Here is a 19,352-nt window from a genome sequence, read left to right on the forward strand (position 1 = left end):
TGAGTGCCAACACAGCGACGGGCAGGTCCGGCACCCGCGACGACGGATCCACCTGGTCGCCACCCAGACAGTTAGCCCCGTGAGATCTCCGAAGGGGGAGGTCGGATCGTGACGACCACCAGCTCCAAGGTTGCCATCAAGCCGCTCGAGGACCGCATTGTGGTCCAGCCGCTCGACGCCGAGCAGACCACGGCTTCCGGCCTGGTCATCCCGGACACCGCGAAGGAGAAGCCCCAGGAGGGCGTCGTCCTCGCCGTGGGCCCGGGTCGCTTCGAGGACGGCCAGCGTCTCCCGCTGGACGTCAGCGTCGGCGACATCGTGCTGTACAGCAAGTACGGCGGCACCGAAGTGAAGTACAGCGGCGAGGAGTACCTCGTCCTCTCGGCCCGCGACGTGCTCGCGATCATCGAGAAGTAATTCACCGAAGCATCAAGCATTGCTTTGAGCTGCGCCCCTGGTCACCCCGCTGATTGCCGGGCGGCAAGGGGCGCAGTTCGTTAAACCCGAGTTTTCGAGAGGGCTGAACCGCTCCCATGGCGAAGATCCTGAAGTTCGACGAGGACGCCCGTCGCGCCCTCGAGCGCGGCGTCAACAAGCTGGCCGACACGGTGAAGGTGACGATCGGCCCCAAGGGCCGCAACGTCGTCATCGACAAGAAGTTCGGCGCCCCCACCATCACCAACGACGGTGTCACCATCGCTCGCGAGGTCGAGCTGGACGACCCGTACGAGAACCTGGGCGCGCAGCTGGTGAAGGAGGTGGCGACCAAGACCAACGACATCGCGGGTGACGGCACCACCACCGCCACCGTGCTGGCCCAGGCGCTGGTCCGCGAGGGTCTGCGCAACGTCGCCGCCGGCGCCTCCCCGGCCGCCCTGAAGAAGGGCATCGACGCCGCGGTCAAGGCCGTGTCCGAGGAGCTCCTCGCGACCGCCCGCCCGATCGAGGACAAGTCCGACATCGCCGCCGTGGCCGCGCTCTCCGCGCAGGACCAGCAGGTCGGCGAGCTCATCGCCGAGGCGATGGACAAGGTCGGCAAGGACGGTGTCATCACCGTCGAGGAGTCCAACGCCTTCGGCCTGGAGCTGGAGTTCACCGAGGGCATGGCCTTCGACAAGGGCTACCTCTCCCCGTACATGGTCACCGACCAGGAGCGTATGGAGGCCGTCCTCGACGACCCGTACATCCTGATCAACCAGGGCAAGATCTCCTCCATCCAGGACCTCCTGCCGCTGCTGGAGAAGGTCATCCAGGCCGGCGCCTCGAAGCCGCTGCTGATCATCGCCGAGGACGTCGAGGGCGAGGCGCTCTCCACCCTCGTCGTCAACAAGATCCGCGGCACCTTCAACGCGGTCGCCGTCAAGGCCCCCGGCTTCGGTGACCGCCGCAAGGCGATGCTCCAGGACATGGCCACCCTCACCGGTGCCACCGTCATCTCCGAGGAGGTCGGCCTCAAGCTCGACCAGGCCGGTCTGGACGTACTCGGGTCCGCGCGCCGCGTGACCGTCTCCAAGGACGACACCACGATCGTCGACGGTGCCGGCAGCTCCGAGGAGGTCCTCGGCCGCGTCAACCAGATCAAGGCCGAGATCGAGTCCACGGACTCCGACTGGGACCGCGAGAAGCTGCAGGAGCGCCTGGCGAAGCTCGCCGGCGGCGTCTGCGTCATCAAGGTCGGCGCCGCCACCGAGGTGGAGCTCAAGGAGAAGAAGCACCGTCTCGAGGACGCCATCTCGGCGACCCGCGCCGCGGTCGAGGAGGGCATCGTCTCCGGCGGTGGCTCCGCGCTCGTCCACGCCGTGAAGGTGCTCGAAGGCAACCTGGGTCTGTCCGGCGACGAGGGCACGGGTGTCGCGGTCGTCCGCCGCGCCGCCGTCGAGCCGCTGCGCTGGATCGCGGAGAACGCCGGCCTCGAGGGCTACGTCATCACCTCGAAGGTCGCCGAGCTCGACAAGGGCCAGGGCTTCAACGCCGCCACCGGCGAGTACGGCGACCTGGTCAAGGCCGGCGTCATCGACCCGGTCAAGGTCACCCGCTCCGCGCTGGAGAACGCCGCTTCCATCGCCTCCCTGCTGCTCACGACCGAGACCCTGGTCGTCGAGAAGCCGGCCGAGGAAGAGGCCGAGGCCGGTCACGGCCACGGTCACGGTCACAGCCACTGATCGCGCCCCACACCGGGAAGGCCCCGTTCCGCACCTGCGGAACGGGGCCTTCCCCGTTGGCCGGGCGGCGCGGGCCGGGTGGCGCGGGCGGGCGGCATCGGGCGAGTGGCTCAGGGCGGGCGGTCTCACATCGCGCCCAAGTCCCTCATCAGCCGCATGGCGTCGTAGTGCCACCAGCCTTCCTTGATCATTGCGTCCTCGCACCGGAAGACCGTCGTGCCGGTCATCGTGCAGTCCCTGCCGGTCGGGGCGATCCCCATGAACTCGCCCCGGTGCTTGCCGCTGAAGGTCCACAGCGTGGTGACGTAGTCCTCCTGCGCCGTCTGCGCGTCCAGGGTGAAGGCGAAGTCGAAGGCGCTCCGCCACATCCGCACGTCCTCGCGGATGCCGTCGCGGCCGATCTTGACCTCGGGCCGGCTGATGTCGTGGTCCCGGTAGTCCGTCGCGAAGATCTCGTCCACGACGGACAGGTCGCCCTTCATCGCGATCTCGCCGAACATGCGGTTCGCCAGCAGCGTGTTGAGGTGCTCGTCGCGGACGACGTCGAGGTTGGTGAACCGGGGCATCCCGTCGCAGAGGGCCGTCATCTCCTGGAACATCGTGTCCGTCTCGGGGAGGTGAGAGTTCTTCATGGCCGCTTCGTACGACGGGAATTCGACGACGTCGACGAAGTGGGTCTCGGATTCCCGGTCCCTGCCCACCACGGTGTGGGACACGGTGCGCCTGCCCTTCGTCTTCTCCAGGTAGCGGTCGATGACCTCGTCGACCGCCTCGGGCCTGCTGGTCTCGTAATCGACTATCTGTACGAATGTCATGGCGCACTCCCGCACTGGAAGGGACGTATCCAGTTTAGGGAGATTTCACCCGTTCGGCGGGTTTCGGGGCCTGACTGCCCGGAGGTCGCCCCGGACTACTGCGGACCGTACTTGCGGCCCGTGCGCGAGGACACCCCGCCCAGCAGCCCGCGGGGCGTCAGCTTCACCACGCCCATCAGCGCCTTGTAGCGCGGGTCCGGGACGGAGACCGTCTTGCCGCGCGCCAGGTCGTCCAGGGCCGTCGCCACCAGCTTGTCCGCGTCCAGCCACATCCAGTTGGGGATGTTGTCCGTGCCCATGCCGGCGCGCTGGTGGAACTCGGTGCGCACGAAGCCCGGGCACAGCGCCATCAGCCGTACGCCCGTTCCGGACAGGTCCCGCGCCGCGCCCTGCGTGAACTGCACGACCCAGGCCTTGCTCGCCCCGTACGTGCCGCGCGGTACGAACGCCGCCACCGAGGCCACGTTGACGACGCCGCCCCGGCCCCGCGAGCGCATCGACTCGGTGGCCGCCGAGGTCAGCCGCAGGACGGCCTCGACGTGCACCTTGAGCATGGTCAGCTCGTCGGCCATGGAGACTTCGAGGAAGCGGCCCTTGTTGCCGAAGCCCGCGTTGTTGACCAGCAGGTCCACCGGGTGCGTGCGGTCGCCGAGGCGGCGCTCGACGGCGGCGATGCCCTCGTCGGTGGACAGGTCGGCCGCCAGCACCTCGGCCTCGATGCCGTGCCGGTCGTGCAGTTCGGTGGCCTGCTCGCCGAGCCGCTTCACATCCCGGGCCACCAGCACGAGGTTGTGGCCCTGGGCGGCGAGCCGCCGGGCGAAGGCGGCGCCGATGCCCGCCGTGGATCCCGTAATCAACGCAGTCGTCATAAGCGCAACCTAGCCGCCCCCGGCGACAGCTCAAGGGGAGCCCGCCGGGCGGTACCCCTTCGTGATCGTCGGCGCCGCACACCGTCGCTTCCCGCTGCGGAACCGCTACTTCCGGCTACGAAAACCCCTGTTCCCGCCCTACCGCCCGTACTTCGCCACGTGCGCCGAGGCCATCTCGTGCCACTGCGGAGCCATGGCCTCGCCCGCCGCCCGCGTGTCCGGGAGCAGCGACCGGTCGGTGGTGAAGGCGCGGAACCAGAGCTCCACCGTCACGTCGTGGTCCGGCCGGTGCACGACCTCGACGCGGTCGCCGGGGGAGACCGGACCCTCCCGGACCACGCGCAGGTACGCGCCCGGCCGTACGGCTTCCGTGAACCGCTTGACCCAGCCCCGCTCGCCGAGGGCGCCCTGGAAGGTACGGCACGGGATGCGCGCCGAGGCCACTTCGAGGACGAGGCCGCCCGAGCCGACCCGCCAGCGCTCGCCGAGCCGTGCGCCCGTCAGGTCCAGGCCGGTGGTGGTGAGGTTCTCGCCGAAGAGCCCGGCGGGCAGTTCGCGGCCCAGTTCGGCCTCCCACCAGTCGAGGTCCTCGCGCGCGTAGGCGTAGACCGCCTGGTGGTCCCCGCCGTGGTGGCGCAGGTCGCAGACGGAGTCCCCCGCCAGGCCGCTGCCGCCGACCCCTTCGGGTCCGGGGGCGAAGACGTCGACCGGGCCGGGGACGGGCTTCTTGCCGATGCCGGTCAGCCCGCCCGCGGCGTCGGTGTGGTCGACGGCCGTCGCCCGGCCGAGGTTCACGGAGAGGACGCGACGGGGGGCCGCGGGGGCGCCGGGAGCGCCGGGAGCGAAGGGGGGCATGGAGTCACGGTAGCCGAGCCCTCAAAGGAGCGCGAGAGTATTCGCGCCGGGCCCAAAGCTGGGCTTATGCTCGGAGGATGATCGAGGCACGACATCTCCGGGTGCTGCGCGCCGTCGCCGGGACCGGCTCCTTCTCCGCCGCCGCCCGCGAGCTCGGCTGCACCCAGCCCGCCGTCTCCCAGCAGATGAAGGCGCTGGAGCAGTCGGCCGGCACCCCGCTCCTCGTCCGCGCCGGCCGCGAGATGCGCCTCACCCAGGCCGGGACGGCCCTGGTCCGGCACGCCGCCGGGATCCTCGCCGGGCTGACCGCCGCGGAGGAGGAGGTCGCGGCCATCGCCGGGCTGCGCGCGGGCCGGGTCCGGCTGGTGTCCTTCCCCAGCGGCAGCTCGACGCTGGTGCCGACCGCGCTCGCCGCGATGCGCGCCGCGCACCCCGGTACCCGGATCTCGCTGGTCGAGGCGGAGCCGCCGCGGTCGGTGGAGATGCTGCGCGAGGGCGACTGCGATCTCGCGCTGGCCTTCCGGTACGGCTCGGCCTCGCCCGCGGCCGCCGGGCCGGCCGACGCCGGCGAGTGGGAGGACCTGGTGGTGCGGCCGCTGCTCACGGACCGGCTCGTCGGGCTGGTTCCCGAGGGGCACCGGCTGGCGGGGGCCGACCGGGTGGGCATGGCCGAACTGGCCGACGAGCCCTGGATCGCGGGCTGTCCGCGCTGCCGCCGCCATCTGGTGGAGGTGTGCGAGGAGGTGGGCTTCACCCCGCGCATCGACTTCGCGACCGACGACTACCCGGCCGTGGTCGGCCTGGTGGGCGCCGGGCTGGGCGTCGCCGTACTGCCGGAGCTGGCGGTGGAGTCCGTCCGGGCCAAGGGCGTGAGCACGCTGGCCGTGGAACCCGCGGTGGAGCGGGAGGTCGTGGCGCTGACCCTGCCCGACCTGGCGCGCGTACCGGCCGTGGCGGCGACCCTGGCCGAACTGGAGCGGGCCGCCACGCGTTGACCGTACGGCGGTACGGCCGAACGCGTGACGTTCCGGGCCGGTCCCGGTCCGCGCACAGGTTGGGGAAACGTTCCTTCGTACGTTTCGGCGAACCGCGGATCAGTGGGGCGGCAGGGGGCCGATCGTGCTCGACGCGGGGATCAGGCGATGGCGTGCGCGTCCCATCAGTTCTTCGCGCTCGTCCTCGGTGAGGCCCCCCCACACCCCGTAGGGCTCACGGACGGCCAGTGCGTGCGCGGCGCATTCGGAGCGCACCGGGCATCTCATGCAGACCTCTTTAGCCGAGGCCTCGCGCGCGCTCCTGGCCGCGCCCCGCTCGCCTTCCGGGTGGAAGAAGAGGGAGCTGTCGACTCCTCGGCAGGCTGCCAGCAGCTGCCAGTCCCAGAGGTCGGCGTTCGGTCCGGGGAGGCGGGAGAAATCTGCCATGGGTAGTCCTCTTGGTGCCGGTACTGAGACGGATACGGTCCAAGTCTCCACACCTACTGTCGTAGTAGATGTAAATATGACTCATTGGGAATCTAGCCTCAGACACATGCCAAACGGAAGAAAAGCCGCCAAATAGGGCATAGCTCCAGATGGACGACACGCGGAGAGTGGCAGCCGCGCCGTATTCGCTTCCTCACGTAGAGTGCCGAAGGTGTCCGTCCGACCCGTAACTCTTTCGAGTGACCATCGTTGAGAGTGCGAAGGCGGTTGAACGAAGAAGTTCCCGGACAGGTGTCCGAGAGCATCGACCGCACAGGTGACGATACGTACCAGCCTGGAGGCTCAAGGTGACGCGCATCAGCAGCTGCGGAGGGCGGTCATGACTTCCGTCCTCGTCTGCGACGACTCCCCGCTTGCCCGAGAGGCGCTCCGTCGCGCGGTTGCCACCGTGCCCGGCGTCGAGCGTGTGACGACGGCTGCCAACGGCGAGGAAGTCCTCCGCCGCTGGGGTGCCGACCGCTCCGACCTCATTCTGATGGATGTACGGATGCCGGGGCTGGGCGGTGTGGAGACGGTGCGCCGGCTGCTCTCGGCCGATCCGGGCGCCCGCATCATCATGCTGACGGTCGCCGAGGACCTGGACGGCGTGGCCCTCGCGGTCGCCGCCGGCGCCCGGGGCTATCTGCACAAGGACGCCTCGCGCGCCGAACTGCGGGCCACGGTCACCCAGGCACTCGCCGACCCGACCTGGCGGCTGGCCCCGCGCCGGCTCCGCTCGGCCGAGATGGGCGCCGCGCCCACGCTCACCGCGCGCGAGATCCAGGTGCTGGAGGGCATGAGCCACGGCCGGTCCAACGCGGAGATCGGGCGCGAGCTCTTCCTCTCCGAGGACACGGTCAAGACGCACGCCCGCCGGCTGTTCAAGAAGCTGGGCGCCTCGGACCGGGCGCACGCCGTGGCGCTCGGGTTCCGCTGGGGCCTGGTCCGCTGACCGTGGGTCCGCAGGCCGGTCGCTGAGAGCGGTCCCGTCCGCCACCGGCGGGCGGGGCGGCCCGTTTCCCGCGCGGCTCGTGCCGAGCCGGGCTCCCGCCCGCCGCGTTCCCGTCCGTTCCGGTCCCGCCGTACCCGGTGCGCACCCGGGGACGGGCGGGGCACAATCGGGGAACGTGTCGCTTCGCGCGCGATGCCGCATGCTTGAGGTGTGGCGCATTTTCTGGGATGGGGCCTCGGGGAGTATCCGGTCGAGCGGGAGGGGAGGGCGCGGTGACGAGTTCAGGCGCACCCGCTCATAACGCTTCGACGCACAACACGGGCCGTGGCGGCGCGAATGCTCCGGCGCCAAGGCACCATGGATTGATGCGCGACGACGAGGCCCAGGGGTCACCCACGGCCACAGGCTCCACCGGCGCCGCCAAAAGCGGCAGCGCCGGGGCCGTCAGCGCGCTCGTACGCAGAGCGGTCGAAGGTGACGAGCAGGCGACGCACGATCTGCTCGCCTTCGTGCACCCGCTGGCCATCCGCTACTGCCGGACCCGGCTCTCGCGGCTCCCGGGCGACGCCCGCCACTTCGTGGAGGACCTCGCGCAGGAGGTCTGCGTCGCCGTCCTGATGGCGCTGCCGCGGTACCGGGACACCGGCCGCCCCTTCGAGGCCTTCGTCTTCGCCATCGCCGCGCACAAGGTCGCCGACCTCCAGCGCGCCGCCATGCGGCATCCGGGCAGTACGGCCGTGCCCTCCGACGAGATGCCGGAGCGACCGGACGACTCGCTGGGTCCCGAGGAGCGGGCGCTGCTGAGCAGCGACGCCGCCTGGGCCAAGAAGCTGCTGGCCAACCTCCCGGAGAACCAGCGCGAGCTCCTCGTACTGCGCGTGGCGGTCGGCCTGACGGCCGAGGAGACCGGCCAGATGCTCGGGATGTCCCCCGGCGCGGTGCGGGTCGCACAGCACCGCGCGCTCAGCCGGCTGCGCGCGCTCGCCGAGCAGTGACGGCCCCGATCTTCCCGCCAGGCTCGTAGGAAGAGACGAAACTTCTCCTTGACCTTGGTCGTGGAATGAGACGCCTCGGGATCCCGTTAGCATGGACATCCGCGCTGAGCAAGACCATTTGGGAAGGTGTCATGACCGCCGACGGAGTGCCCGACAAATTCGCCACGCTCGGACTGACCTACGACGACGTGCTGCTGCTGCCGGGCGCGTCGGACATGTCGCCTGACGCGATCGACACCTCCTCCCTCATCTCGCGCAACGTCCGCGTGAACGTCCCGCTGCTGTCCGCCGCCATGGACAAGGTCACCGAGGCCCGCATGGCCATCGCGATGGCCCGCCAGGGCGGTGTCGGCGTACTGCACCGCAACCTGTCGATCGCCGACCAGGCCAACCAGGTCGACCTGGTCAAGCGCTCCGAGTCCGGCATGGTCACCGACCCGATCACGGTGCACCCGGACGCGACGCTGGGCGAGGCGGACCAGCTGTGCGCGAAGTTCCGCATCTCCGGCGTCCCGGTCACCGATGCCGCGGGCAAGCTGCTCGGCATCGTCACCAACCGCGACATGGCCTTCGAGTCGGACCGCAGCCGCCAGGTGCGCGAGGTCATGACCCCGATGCCGCTGGTCACGGGCAAGGTCGGCATCTCCGGCGTGGACGCCATGGAGCTGCTGCGCCGCCACAAGATCGAGAAGCTGCCGCTGGTCGACGACGCGGGCATCCTCAAGGGCCTCATCACGGTCAAGGACTTCGTCAAGGCCGAGAAGTACCCGAACGCCGCCAAGGACAAGGACGGCCGCCTCCTGGTCGGCGCCGCGGTGGGCGTCGCCGGCGACGCGTACGAGCGCGCCCAGGCGCTGATCGAGGCGGGCGCCGACTTCATCGTCGTCGACACCGCCCACGGCCACTCCCGCCTGGTCGGCGACATGGTCGCCAAGATCAAGTCGAACTCCTCCGTCGACGTCATCGGCGGCAACGTCGCCACCCGCGACGGCGCCCAGGCGCTGATCGACGCCGGCTGCGACGGCATCAAGGTCGGCGTCGGCCCGGGCTCCATCTGCACCACCCGCGTCGTCGCCGGCATCGGCGTCCCGCAGGTCACCGCCATCTACGAGGCCTCCCTCGCGGCGAAGGCGGCCGGCGTCCCGGTCATCGGCGACGGCGGCCTCCAGTACTCCGGCGACATCGCCAAGGCGCTCGTCGCGGGCGCCGACACGGTGATGCTCGGCTCGCTCCTCGCGGGCTGCGAGGAGTCCCCCGGCGAGCTGCTCTTCATCAACGGCAAGCAGTTCAAGTCGTACCGAGGCATGGGTTCGCTCGGTGCGATGCAGTCCCGCGGCGACCAGCGCTCCTTCTCCAAGGACCGCTACTTCCAGGAGGGCGTGGGCGGCGACGACAAGCTCATCCCCGAGGGCATCGAGGGCCAGGTCCCGTACCGCGGCCCCCTCTCCGCGGTCGTGCACCAGCTCGTGGGCGGCCTGCGCCAGTCGATGTTCTACGTCGGCGGCCGCACGGTGCCCGAGCTCCAGGACCGCGGCCGCTTCGTCCGCATCACCTCGGCGGGCCTCAAGGAGAGCCACCCGCACGACATCCAGATGACGGTCGAGGCGCCGAACTACAGCCGCAAGAGCTGACCGACGGCGCCGAAGGGGGCGGGTCCACCCGGACCCGCCCCCTTCGCCGTGCCCGGGCGGACGTCCGTACAGCGGTCACCGGAACGCGCGGCGCCGGGGTTCGGGGATACTGGACGGGCAGACCCAGAGGAAAGGCCACCACACGTGACTGAGATCGAGATCGGGCGCGGCAAGCGCGGCCGCAGGGCGTACGCGTTCGACGACATCGCCATCGTCCCGAGCCGGCGTACGCGGGACCCGAAGGAGGTCTCGATCGCCTGGCAGATCGACGCCTACCGCTTCGAGCTCCCCTTCCTGGCCGCCCCCATGGACTCGGTCGTCTCCCCGCAGACCGCCATCCGCATCGGCGAGCTCGGCGGCCTCGGCGTGCTGAACCTCGAAGGCCTGTGGACCCGCTACGAGGACCCGCAGCCGCTCCTCGACGAGATCCGGGAGCTGGACGAGGAGTCCGCCACCCGCCGTCTCCAGGAGATCTACTCCGCCCCCATCCAGGCGGACCTGATCCGGCAGCGCATCAAGGAGGTCCGCGACTCCGGCGTCGTCACCGCCGCCGCGCTCTCCCCGCAGCGCACCGCCGAGTTCTCCAAGGCCGTCGTCGACGCGGGCGTGGACATCTTCGTGATCCGCGGCACCACCGTGTCGGCGGAGCACGTCTCCGGCGCCGCCGAGCCGCTGAACCTGAAGCAGTTCATCTACGAGCTCGACGTCCCGGTCATCGTCGGCGGCTGCGCCACGTACACCGCGGCCCTGCACCTGATGCGCACCGGCGCGGCGGGCGTGCTGGTCGGCTTCGGCGGCGGCGCCGCGCACACCACGCGCAACGTGCTCGGCATCCAGGTCCCGATGGCCACCGCCGTCGCGGACGTGGCCGCGGCCCGCCGCGACTACATGGACGAGTCCGGCGGCCGCTACGTGCACGTCATCGCCGACGGCGGCGTGGGCTGGTCCGGGGACATCCCGAAGGCCGTCGCCTGCGGCGCGGACGCCGTGATGATGGGCTCCCCGCTGGCCCGTGCCACCGACGCGCCCGGCCGGGGCAACCACTGGGGCATGGAGGCCGTCCACGAGGACGTGCCGCGCGGCAAGAAGGTCGACCTCGGCACGGTCGGCACCACCGAGGAGATCCTCACCGGCCCGTCGCACACCCCGGACGGCTCGATGAACATCTTCGGCGCGCTGCGCCGCTCGATGGCCACGACCGGCTACAGCGAGCTCAAGGAGTTCCAGCGGGTCGAGGTCACGGTCGCGGACTCGCAGCACAGCCGCTGACCCGTACGCCGCACGCCGTACCCCATACGCACGCGAAGGGCCGGCTCCCCGGATGGGGAGCCGGCCCTTCGGCGTCCGCCCACGTACGGGCCGGTCGAGCGGCCCCGGCACCGTCGGTCGGTCGGGAGCGTCAGTCGCCGGCCTTCTTCGCGGCGCCGAAGGCCACGAAGCCGCCGATGGCGAGGAAGGCGTAGTCCATCAGGTCCGCGCCCTCCTGCCAGATGTCGTTCAGACCGCCGACGCCCGCCTTGCCGAGGACTTCGCCGAGGCCGACGTTGCCGTAGTCGGCCAAGGCCAGCGCGATGAAGAACAGCTGGCCGAGGTAGACGGCGCCGAGGGAGAGGACCGCGCCGATCACGGGGAGCGCCGGGTTCCTGCCGCCGGCCTTGCCGGCGGCGAAGCCGATCAGCAGACCCACGCCGACGGCCGCGTAGCCGACCTGGCGGTCGATCGCGTTCATGATCCCGCCGTACGCGGCGGCCGCGATCAGGGCGGCGACCACGCCCGCGGCGATGCCCAGGCCGACGTTGCCGGTGCGGGCGGGATCGGCGGGGTACGGGACGGCGGCCGCCGCGGCGGGTGCGCCGGATTCCGGCGCGGGCGGCTGGGTGTGCTGGCTCATGGTGGAAATCCCCCCCAGGGATTCGGGCGTGCGCATACGTGTCCCCGGAGGTCGCCGAGGACGTATGGACGAGATGAGAGTCGCCGCAGGCTAGCAGGCGGCTCCGACTTCCGCTGACGCGTTTTCCGGGCGCGGTCCGGCGGGGGTCCGGCCCGGTCGGGGCCGGTCAGAGCCGGTGTGCCGCGCCCGCCGGGCTGGCCCCGCGGGTGTCCAGCAGCAACTGCGCCTTCACCGCGAGGCCTTGGAGGTCGTACGTGCGGTGGTGCTGGAGCAGGATCGTCAGGTCGGCGTTCGCGGCGGCCTCGTACAGCGATTCCGCCCGCGGTACCGGCCGGTCCCTGACGCGCCATCCGGCGACGAACGGGTCGTGGTAGCTGACCAGTGCCCCGAGGTCGAGCAGGCGGCTGGCGATCTCGCGGGCCGGTGAGCCCTCCTGGTCGGCGAGGTCGGGCTTGTACGTGACGCCGAGCAGCAGGACGCGGGCGCCGCGGGCCGATTTGCCGTGCTCGTTCAGCAGGGTGGCGCAGCGCTGGATGACGTACTGGGGCATCCGCCCGTTGATCTCCTGCGCCAGGCCGACCATGCGCAGGGGGTGGCCCGGGGTGCGGGTGGTGTGGGGGAGGTAGTTGGGGTCGAGGGGGACGCTGCGGCCGCCGACCCCCGGGCCGGGCCGGAAGGCCTGGAAGCCGTACGGCTTGGTCTCGGCGCAGCGGATGACGTCCCAGAGGTCGACGCCGAGGTCGTGGCAGAGCACCGCCATCTCGTTCATGAGGGCGATGTTGACGTGCCGGTAGTTCGTTTCGAGGAGCTGGACGGTCTCGGCCTCGCGCAGCCCGCGCGCCCTGACCACCTTCTCGGTGAGGCGGGCGTAGAAGGCGTGCGCGGACTCCGTGCAGGCGGGGGTGAGGCCGCCGATCACCTTGGGGGTGTTGGCGATGCCGTGCGTCCGGTTGCCGGGGTCGAGCCGGCTGGGGGAGTAGGCGAGGTGGAAATCCCGGCCGGCGCGCAGTCCGGAGCCGGCTTCCAGGATGGGGCGCAGGTAGTCCTCGGTGACCCCCGGGTGGGCCGCGGATTCGAGGATGACGGTGGTGTGGGGGCGCAGCCGGGCGGCGAGGGTGTGTCCCGCCTCGCCGACGGCGCTGAGGTCGAGTGCGCGGTCGGCGCCGAGTTGGGTGGGGGCGCAGATGACGGCGGTGCGGACACGGCCGAGTTCGGCGGGGTTGTCGGTGATCCGGAAGCCGGCGGCCGACATGCGGCGGATCTCGGCGGCGGTGAGGGTGGAGTCGGTGGCGCCGGCCGTGGCCACCGTCCCGGCGGGGCCCGCGGCTCCTGCGGGTCCTGGTGCTGCGGATGTCGCCGGACCACTGTCGTAGCCGACCGTCTCGATTCCGGCGGCGACGGCCGCCTGGGCCAGCGGGAGGCCGAGGTGGCCGAGTCCGATGACGGCGAGATCTGCGGGCATGGGGTGCCGTCCCTTCCCTGGCATGCATGAGGGGGCTGGGTGCGCAAGCCCTGTGGACCGTGCAGGTGGAGTGTGGAGCCGGCGCGATGTCAGACTAGGCGTATATATGACCGATGTGTCGTATTACGGGGTGATGGTCACTGTTGTGTTGTCCACAGGCGGTGGCTGATGTCGCTGCGGCGGGTCAGAATCGTGAGCGGGGGGATGTGAGCGGGGTCACCCGCACCGAGCCGGGACGACCCGCACCAACGGGAGGCAGCCGTGAGGACAGCGACACTGGGGCCGGTCCAGCGCGAAGAGGCGCTCGCCCGGATGGCCGAGCGGGAACTGGACGTGCTGGTGGTGGGTGCGGGCGTGGTCGGCGCGGGCACCGCGCTCGACGCCGCGACCAGAGGCCTCTCGACGGGGCTGGTGGAGGCCAGGGACTGGGCGTCCGGCACCTCCAGCCGGTCGAGCAAGCTCATCCACGGCGGGCTGCGCTATCTGGAGATGCTCGACTTCGCTCTCGTACGGGAGGCCCTGAAGGAGCGCGGCCTGCTGCTGGAGCGGCTGGCTCCGCACCTGGTGAAGCCCGTGCCGTTCCTGTACCCGCTCCAGCACAAGGTCTGGGAGCGGTTCTACGCCGGATCGGGCGTCGCGCTGTACGACGCGATGTCGGTCTCCAGCGGGCACGGGCGGGGGCTGCCGGTGCACCGGCACCTGTCGCGCAAGCGCGCCCTGCGGGTGGCACCGGCGCTGCGCAAGGACGCGCTGGTGGGGGCGCTGCAGTACTACGACGCCCAGATGGACGACGCGCGGTACGTGGCGACGCTGGTGCGGACGGCTGCGGCGTACGGGGCGCAGTGCGCCAACCGGGCGCGGGTGGTCGGATTCCTGCGGGAGGGCGAGCGGGTCGTCGGGGCGCGCGTGCGGGACGTGGAGGGCGGCGGGGAGTACGAGATCCGCGCGCGCCAGATCGTGAACGCGACCGGGGTGTGGACGGACGACACGCAGGCGCTGATCGGGGAGCGCGGTCAGTTCCACGTCCGGGCCTCGAAGGGCATCCATCTGGTCGTACCGAAGGACCGGATCCACTCCACGACCGGGCTGATCCTGCGGACGGAGAAGTCCGTGCTGTTCGTCATCCCGTGGGGCCGCAGCTGGATCGTGGGCACGACGGACACGGACTGGGACCTGGACAAGGCGCATCCCGCGGCGTCGAGCGCGGACATCGACTACCTGCTGGAGCACGTGAACTCGGTGCTGGCGGTCCCGCTGACGCGGGACGACGTGCAGGGGGTGTACGCGGGTCTGCGGCCGCTGCTGGCCGGGGAGTCGGACGCGACGAGCAAGCTCTCGCGCGAGCACACGGTGGCGCATCCCGTGCCGGGGCTGGTGGTGGTGGCGGGCGGCAAGTACACGACGTACCGGGTGATGGCGAAGGACGCGGTCGACGAGGCGGTGCACGGGCTGGACCAGCGGGTCGCGCCATGCGTGACGGAGGACGTGCCGCTGGTGGGGGCGGAGGGATACCGGGCGCTGTGGAACGGGCGCGCCGGGATCGCCGCCCGGACGGGTCTTCATGTGGTGCGGGTGGAGCACCTGTTGAACCGGTACGGCTCGATGACGGACGAACTGCTGGAGCTGATCGCGGGGGACCCGACGCTGGGGCAGCCGCTGGGCGGTGCGGACGACTACCTGCGGGCAGAGGTGGTGTACGCGGCCTCGCACGAGGGGGCGCGGCATCTCGACGACGTGCTGACGCGGCGGACGCGCATCTCGATCGAGACGTTCGACCGGGGGACGCGATCGGCGCGGGAGTGTGCGGAGCTGATGGCTCCGGTTCTCGGCTGGGACAAGCAGCAGATCGAGAAGGAAGTGGAACACTACGAGAAGCGGGTGCAGGCGGAACGGGAATCGCAGCGGCAGCCGGACGACCAGACGGCGGACGCCGCGCGGCTGGGGGCGCCCGACATCGTTCCGTTGTAACTCCGGGATCCGGAGGGGGGAACCGCGGACCCGGGGCGCCCGTCCGTTGCGGAGTGAGGAACAATGAGGGTTCTGCCGGGCCGGGTTACCGGGGATCCCCGGGGCAGCAGGCGGCACGATCGCAGAGGGGACGCATGTCGAAGCCGGAGCACACCGAGTCGCCTGCGGCGAAGCAGGAAGCTACGCGTGCCGAGTCGCCTGCGGCGGAGCGGGACCTGAGCGAGGCCGGGGCGGAGCCGGAGGCTGCGAACAACGACGCGCCGGCCGCGGCCGACGCCGCCGAGGAGGGCCCGTCCGTACGGGAAGCGGCCCGGGACGCTGCGCCCGAGGGGGCGAAGCCGGACCTGGTCAAGTCCGCGGCGAAGGCCGAGGAGAAGGCCGGCGACAAGAAGGCCGCCGAGAAGCCCGGCGACGAGAAGGTCGGCGAGAAGAAGGCCGCCGAGAAGGCCGGCGAGAAGAAGGTTGACGAGAAGGTCGGCGAGAAGAAGGCCGGCGTCGCGGTGAACCCCGTCGTCGAGAAGGCCGATGCGGTCGCCGCCGCCGTCAAGGCGGCCGCCGCCAAGGCCGCCGAGGACGGCCAGGACGAGGGCCGGCTGCTCGCGCGCCGCTACCGCCTGCGCGAAGTGCTGGGCAAGGGCGGCATGGGCACCGTCTGGCGCGCCGAGGACGAGACCCTCGGCCGCACGGTCGCCGTCAAGGAACTCCGCTTCAGCACCGGCGTCGACGAGGACGAGAAGCGCCGCCTCATCACCCGTACGCTCCGCGAGGCCAAGGCCATCGCGCGGATCCGCAGTGGCGGAGCCGTCACCGTCTTCGACGTCGTCGACGAGGACGGCCGCCCGTGGATCGTCATGGAGCTCATCGAGGGCCCCTCCCTCGCCGACTTCATCCGTGAGAACGGCCCGCTGACCCCCCACCGCGCGGCCGAGGTCGGCCTCGCCGTCCTCGACGTCCTGCGCGCCGCGCACGGCCAGGGCATCCTGCACCGGGACGTGAAGCCCTCCAACGTCCTCATCGCGCGCACCGGTCGCGTCGTCCTGACCGACTTCGGCATCGCCCAGGTCGAGGGCGACCCGTCCGTCACCTCCACCGGCATGCTCGTCGGCGCCCCCTCGTACATCTCCCCCGAGCGCGCCCGCGGCCAAAAGCCCGGCCCGCCAGCCGACATGTGGTCCCTCGGCGGACTGCTGTACGCCGCCGTCGAAGGCGTGCCCCCGTACGACAAGGGCTCCGCGCTCGCCACCCTCACCGCCGTGATGACCGAGCCGGTGGACCCGCCCAAGAACGCCGGCCCGCTGACCGAGGTCATCTACGGCCTGCTGGCCAAGGACCCGGCCCGCCGCCTGGACGACGAGCGCGCGCGGGCGATGCTCACCGCCGTCGTCAACGCGCCGGAGCCGGTGACCGCCACCGTCCTCGCTCCGGCCGTCGAGGAGACCCGCCAGATCTCGCTCGCCGACGCCAAGGAGGCCGCCGCCAAGGCCACCGCCGAGAAGGCCGCGGAGAAGGCGGAGAAGAAGGAGCGCGAACGGCTGGAGCGCGAGCAGCGCGAGCGGGCCCGCGCGGCGCTGAAGGCGACCCGCAAGGCCGCGGCCGCGGCGGCCGCCGCAGCGTCGGCCACGGCGGCCTCGGCGGCCGAGTCCCCGGCCCCCGCGCGGGCTCCGGGCAGGCCCTCGCCGGTCGCGGCGCCGCTCACCGATGTCATGTCCCGCCGCACCATCGCCCTCGCGATAGCCGGTATGGTCGTCGCGCTCGCCGTGATCGGTTCGCTCATCGCATACGCGTTCAGCGGTGACGACCCGAAGGACAAGAAGAAGGACGAGGGCAAGGGCGGACCGGGTACGGCAGTGTCCGGCAGCCCCAGCCCCGGATCATCGCCCAAGACCGGCGAGACCGGCGCCACCTCGGGCAAGGGCGGCACCGGCACCGGAAGCGCCAACGGCGGTCCCGGCAGCCAGCCGAGCCAGGGGCAGTCACCGGGCGGCCAGCAGGGCCAGAGCCAGGGGCAGGGCTCCGGTTCGGGCGGTCCCGGAACCGGACTCCCCGACGGGTACGCGAAGGTGACGGACCTCGGGTTCCACTTCTCGATGGCCATGCCGTCCGGCTTCAAGGTGACGGGGATAGCCGGCGAGAACTCCGGCGCGATATACAGCCGCGACGGCGGCTTCCCCCGCATCCAGGTCGACTACACCGCCAGCCCCGGCAACGACGCCCGCGCCGCGTGGGCCGAGGCGGTCGCCGGAACGGCGAGCGGCAGCACCAACTACCGCACGATCCGCATCGACGCGACGGAGTACAACGGCTACCCGACCGTCGCGGACTGGGAGTTCGAGCGGGAACAGAAGGGCATCAAGGTCCGCGTGCTCAACCGCGGTTTCAAGGTGGACGCGAAGCACGGCTACGCCATCATGATCAGCTGCGCGGCGGACCAGTGGGACGCCCCGGAGTGCACGACGATGCGCAACACGGCCTACCAGACGTTCCAGCCGCTGGGCTGACCCCCTCCTGCGCTCCGCCGGAACTTTGCTCCCGGCAGGGCCGGGTGACGAGCCTTCGCAGGCTCGGGACGCGGGCGCCCTGCGCGACGTATCGTGGCAGTGGGGCCATGGGGGACGTGCGCCCCGGCACTCGGGGGAGGCGAAGTGGAGGACTACGCGGGCCGGATCCTGGCCGGCCGCTACCGTCTGCCGCTTCCGCCGTCGGACGAGTACGAGCTGGTCGAGACCCGCGCCTTCGACACGCGCAGCGGGCAGGAAGTCCTGGTACGGCAGGTGCCGTTGCCGGAGATCGTGGACGCCGAGCTGCTGGACGGGGACGCCCCGCCCGTCGGCGGCCCGCGGCCCGCTGCGGCGGCCGGACGCCGGGCGGTGGGGGATCTGCCGGCCGTGCGCCGGGCGATCGCGGCGGCGCAGGCGGCCGCGTCCGTGCCGGACCATCCCCGACTGGACCAGGTCTTCGACGTGTTCGCCGAGGGCGGGTCGCTGTGGATAGTGAGCGAGTTGGTGCCGGCGCGTCCGCTGGCGGCGCTGATCGCCGAAGAACCCCTGAGCCCCTACCGGGCGGCGGAGGTCGCGGCGGACGTGCTGACCGCGCTGCGGGTGCTCCACGCGCACGGCTGGACGCACCGGAACATCACGGTCCGGACCGTGTTGATATGCGATGACGGCCGGGTCGTCCTGACGGGCCTGGCGGCGGGCGCCGCCGAGGACGCCCTGTGCGGCTACGACCCGATCCCCGCGGAGTCCGCGCTGCCCGCAGCCGAGACCTGGGACGCCCCGCCGCCGGTCAAGGGCTGGGCCGCGGGGCCGATTTCCGGCGCCGGTCCGGGCCGGAGCGCGGCGCCCGGCCCCCGGCCGGCCCCGGGCGGCGAGCCGGGGCCCGGCGCGGAACCCGAGCTGTCGTGGAACCCGTACCCGGACCTGCCACCGGACCCGGACCCGTACCCGGACGCGCTGGGTGAGGGCGGCGGCCGGGGCGCGCGGCCGGACGCGCAGCCCGGCGCGGGCCTCGCCGTACGGGGCGGGCCGGCGGCCGACGGCGCGGACGGCGGCCCGGGCACGGGCACGGGCCCGGGCGCGGACGCGGGCCGGGGTCCGGAGGCGGGCACGGGCGCGGGCGGGTACGCGCCGCTCGTGGCGCCGGGTTACGACACCGGACCGCGGTACTCCGACCACATCAACCCCCGGACGGCGGGGGAGCGGCCCGACCTCAAGGCCGCCGCCCGCGCCGGGGCCATCGCCGCGTACCGGGCCGGGGCGCAGGCGGCCGCCGCACGGGTCACCGAGCAGCGCAAGGGCGGCTCCGAGCCCGCGCGGGAGCCGAGGCCGCAGGGGTCGAAGCTCCCGCAGGGCTACTCGTACCCGTACGGGGGCCCGGACGGAGCCGGCCGTACGAACGCGCCGTGGCACGGAGCCACCCCGCGCCGGCCGGCCGCGCTCGCACCCGCCGATCCGGCGGAGCCCGAGCAGGAACCCGGGCAGGAACCCGGGCAGGAGCCGCATCCGGTGCGGGAGCCGGCGCAGGAGCTCGAAGCGCGGCCCAAACCGGAGCCGGTGCGCCCCGCGCTGCCCGCCCCACTCGCCCTGCCCGAGGGCTACCGCCAGGCCGAAGCCCCCGATCCGACCGCCTCCCTGCGCCCCGGCCGGCCCGGGCCGAACGGTTCCGACGGCTCGGACCCGGGCCCGTACCCGCTCCCCGGGCAGCCGGACGCCCGGCCCCTGCCGGGGCGCATCCAGCCCGGCCGGCCGGCACCGGAGCCCACCCCGTCCGTTCAGCCCGCCCCGCCCCTCCAA

The 19,352-nt window shown here is 72.2% G+C and carries 16 protein-coding genes; 10 read left to right on the forward strand and 6 right to left on the reverse strand.

The features are described from left to right. Positions 1-108 precede the first annotated feature (108 nt). Both groES and groL read left to right on the forward strand, forming a co-directional pair. Positions 109-417, forward strand: a complete 309-nt coding sequence (gene groES / locus ACS04_RS02545; protein ID WP_030154760.1) for a co-chaperone GroES — start codon at positions 109-111, stop codon at positions 415-417. A 116-nt stretch (positions 418-533) separates the two neighbouring features. Further along, the gene (groL, locus tag ACS04_RS02550; RefSeq protein ID WP_048474807.1) at positions 534-2,162 is read left to right on the forward strand and encodes a chaperonin GroEL; all 1,629 of its coding nucleotides are present in this window, start codon (positions 534-536) and stop codon (positions 2,160-2,162) included. A gap of 125 nt (positions 2,163-2,287) precedes the next feature. Here groL and ACS04_RS02555 read toward each other — a convergent pair whose 3' ends face one another. The 3 genes from ACS04_RS02555 to ACS04_RS02565 form a co-directional block, all read right to left on the reverse strand. After that, complete coding sequence (locus ACS04_RS02555) at positions 2,288-2,977, reverse strand: ester cyclase (protein ID WP_048474808.1); 690 nt, start codon at positions 2,975-2,977, stop codon at positions 2,288-2,290. A 95-nt stretch (positions 2,978-3,072) separates the two neighbouring features. Further along, a complete protein-coding gene (locus tag ACS04_RS02560; protein ID WP_048474809.1) occupies positions 3,073-3,846 on the reverse strand; it encodes an SDR family NAD(P)-dependent oxidoreductase in 774 nt (257 codons plus the stop codon). A 138-nt stretch (positions 3,847-3,984) separates the two neighbouring features. After that, a complete protein-coding gene (locus tag ACS04_RS02565; protein ID WP_048474810.1) occupies positions 3,985-4,701 on the reverse strand; it encodes an MOSC domain-containing protein in 717 nt (238 codons plus the stop codon). A 77-nt stretch (positions 4,702-4,778) separates the two neighbouring features. On the opposite strand from ACS04_RS02565, the gene ACS04_RS02570 reads away from it, so the two are divergent. After that, positions 4,779-5,696: a LysR family transcriptional regulator gene (locus ACS04_RS02570; protein WP_048474811.1), complete on the forward strand. Its 918-nt coding sequence runs from the start codon at positions 4,779-4,781 to the stop codon at positions 5,694-5,696. 99 nt (positions 5,697-5,795) lie between these two features. On the opposite strand, the gene ACS04_RS02575 is transcribed toward ACS04_RS02570, so the two are convergent. Further along, a complete protein-coding gene (locus tag ACS04_RS02575; protein ID WP_030864318.1) occupies positions 5,796-6,122 on the reverse strand; it encodes a WhiB family transcriptional regulator in 327 nt (108 codons plus the stop codon). Between the two features lie 379 nt (positions 6,123-6,501). Between ACS04_RS02575 and ACS04_RS02580 the strand changes: the two genes are divergently transcribed. From ACS04_RS02580 to ACS04_RS02595, 4 genes are all read left to right on the forward strand, one after another. Then, a complete protein-coding gene (locus ACS04_RS02580) occupies positions 6,502-7,113 on the forward strand; it encodes a response regulator transcription factor (protein WP_003948568.1) in 612 nt (203 codons plus the stop codon). A 365-nt stretch (positions 7,114-7,478) separates the two neighbouring features. Next, on the forward strand, positions 7,479-8,108 hold the full coding sequence (locus ACS04_RS02585; RefSeq protein WP_030864315.1) for a sigma-70 family RNA polymerase sigma factor: 630 nt from the start codon (positions 7,479-7,481) through the stop codon (positions 8,106-8,108). A 131-nt stretch (positions 8,109-8,239) separates the two neighbouring features. Then, a complete protein-coding gene (gene guaB, locus ACS04_RS02590; protein WP_048474812.1) occupies positions 8,240-9,739 on the forward strand; it encodes an IMP dehydrogenase in 1,500 nt (499 codons plus the stop codon). 144 nt (positions 9,740-9,883) lie between these two features. Next, a complete protein-coding gene (locus ACS04_RS02595) occupies positions 9,884-11,008 on the forward strand; it encodes a GuaB3 family IMP dehydrogenase-related protein (RefSeq protein WP_048474813.1) in 1,125 nt (374 codons plus the stop codon). A gap of 130 nt (positions 11,009-11,138) precedes the next feature. On the opposite strand, the gene ACS04_RS02600 is transcribed toward ACS04_RS02595, so the two are convergent. Beyond that, positions 11,139-11,630: a hypothetical protein gene (locus ACS04_RS02600; RefSeq protein WP_048474814.1), complete on the reverse strand. Its 492-nt coding sequence runs from the start codon at positions 11,628-11,630 to the stop codon at positions 11,139-11,141. Positions 11,631-11,796: 166 nt separating this feature from the next. Further along, a complete protein-coding gene (locus ACS04_RS02605; RefSeq protein ID WP_048474815.1) occupies positions 11,797-13,092 on the reverse strand; it encodes a nucleotide sugar dehydrogenase in 1,296 nt (431 codons plus the stop codon). Between the two features lie 261 nt (positions 13,093-13,353). On the opposite strand from ACS04_RS02605, the gene ACS04_RS02610 reads away from it, so the two are divergent. The 3 genes from ACS04_RS02610 to ACS04_RS38840 form a co-directional block, all read left to right on the forward strand. Next, positions 13,354-15,060, forward strand: coding sequence for a glycerol-3-phosphate dehydrogenase/oxidase (locus ACS04_RS02610; RefSeq protein ID WP_048474816.1), 1,707 nt, complete (start codon positions 13,354-13,356; stop codon positions 15,058-15,060). Between the two features lie 134 nt (positions 15,061-15,194). Then, on the forward strand, positions 15,195-17,558 hold the full coding sequence (locus tag ACS04_RS02615; protein WP_078864369.1) for a serine/threonine-protein kinase: 2,364 nt from the start codon (positions 15,195-15,197) through the stop codon (positions 17,556-17,558). Between the two features lie 144 nt (positions 17,559-17,702). Then, positions 17,703-19,352, forward strand: a 1,650-nt coding sequence (locus ACS04_RS38840; RefSeq protein WP_342449351.1) for a protein kinase, incomplete at its 3' end; no start/stop codon positions are given.

The organism is Streptomyces roseus, assembly GCF_001044425.1.
GTDB classification, from domain to species: domain Bacteria; phylum Actinomycetota; class Actinomycetes; order Streptomycetales; family Streptomycetaceae; genus Streptomyces; species Streptomyces roseus.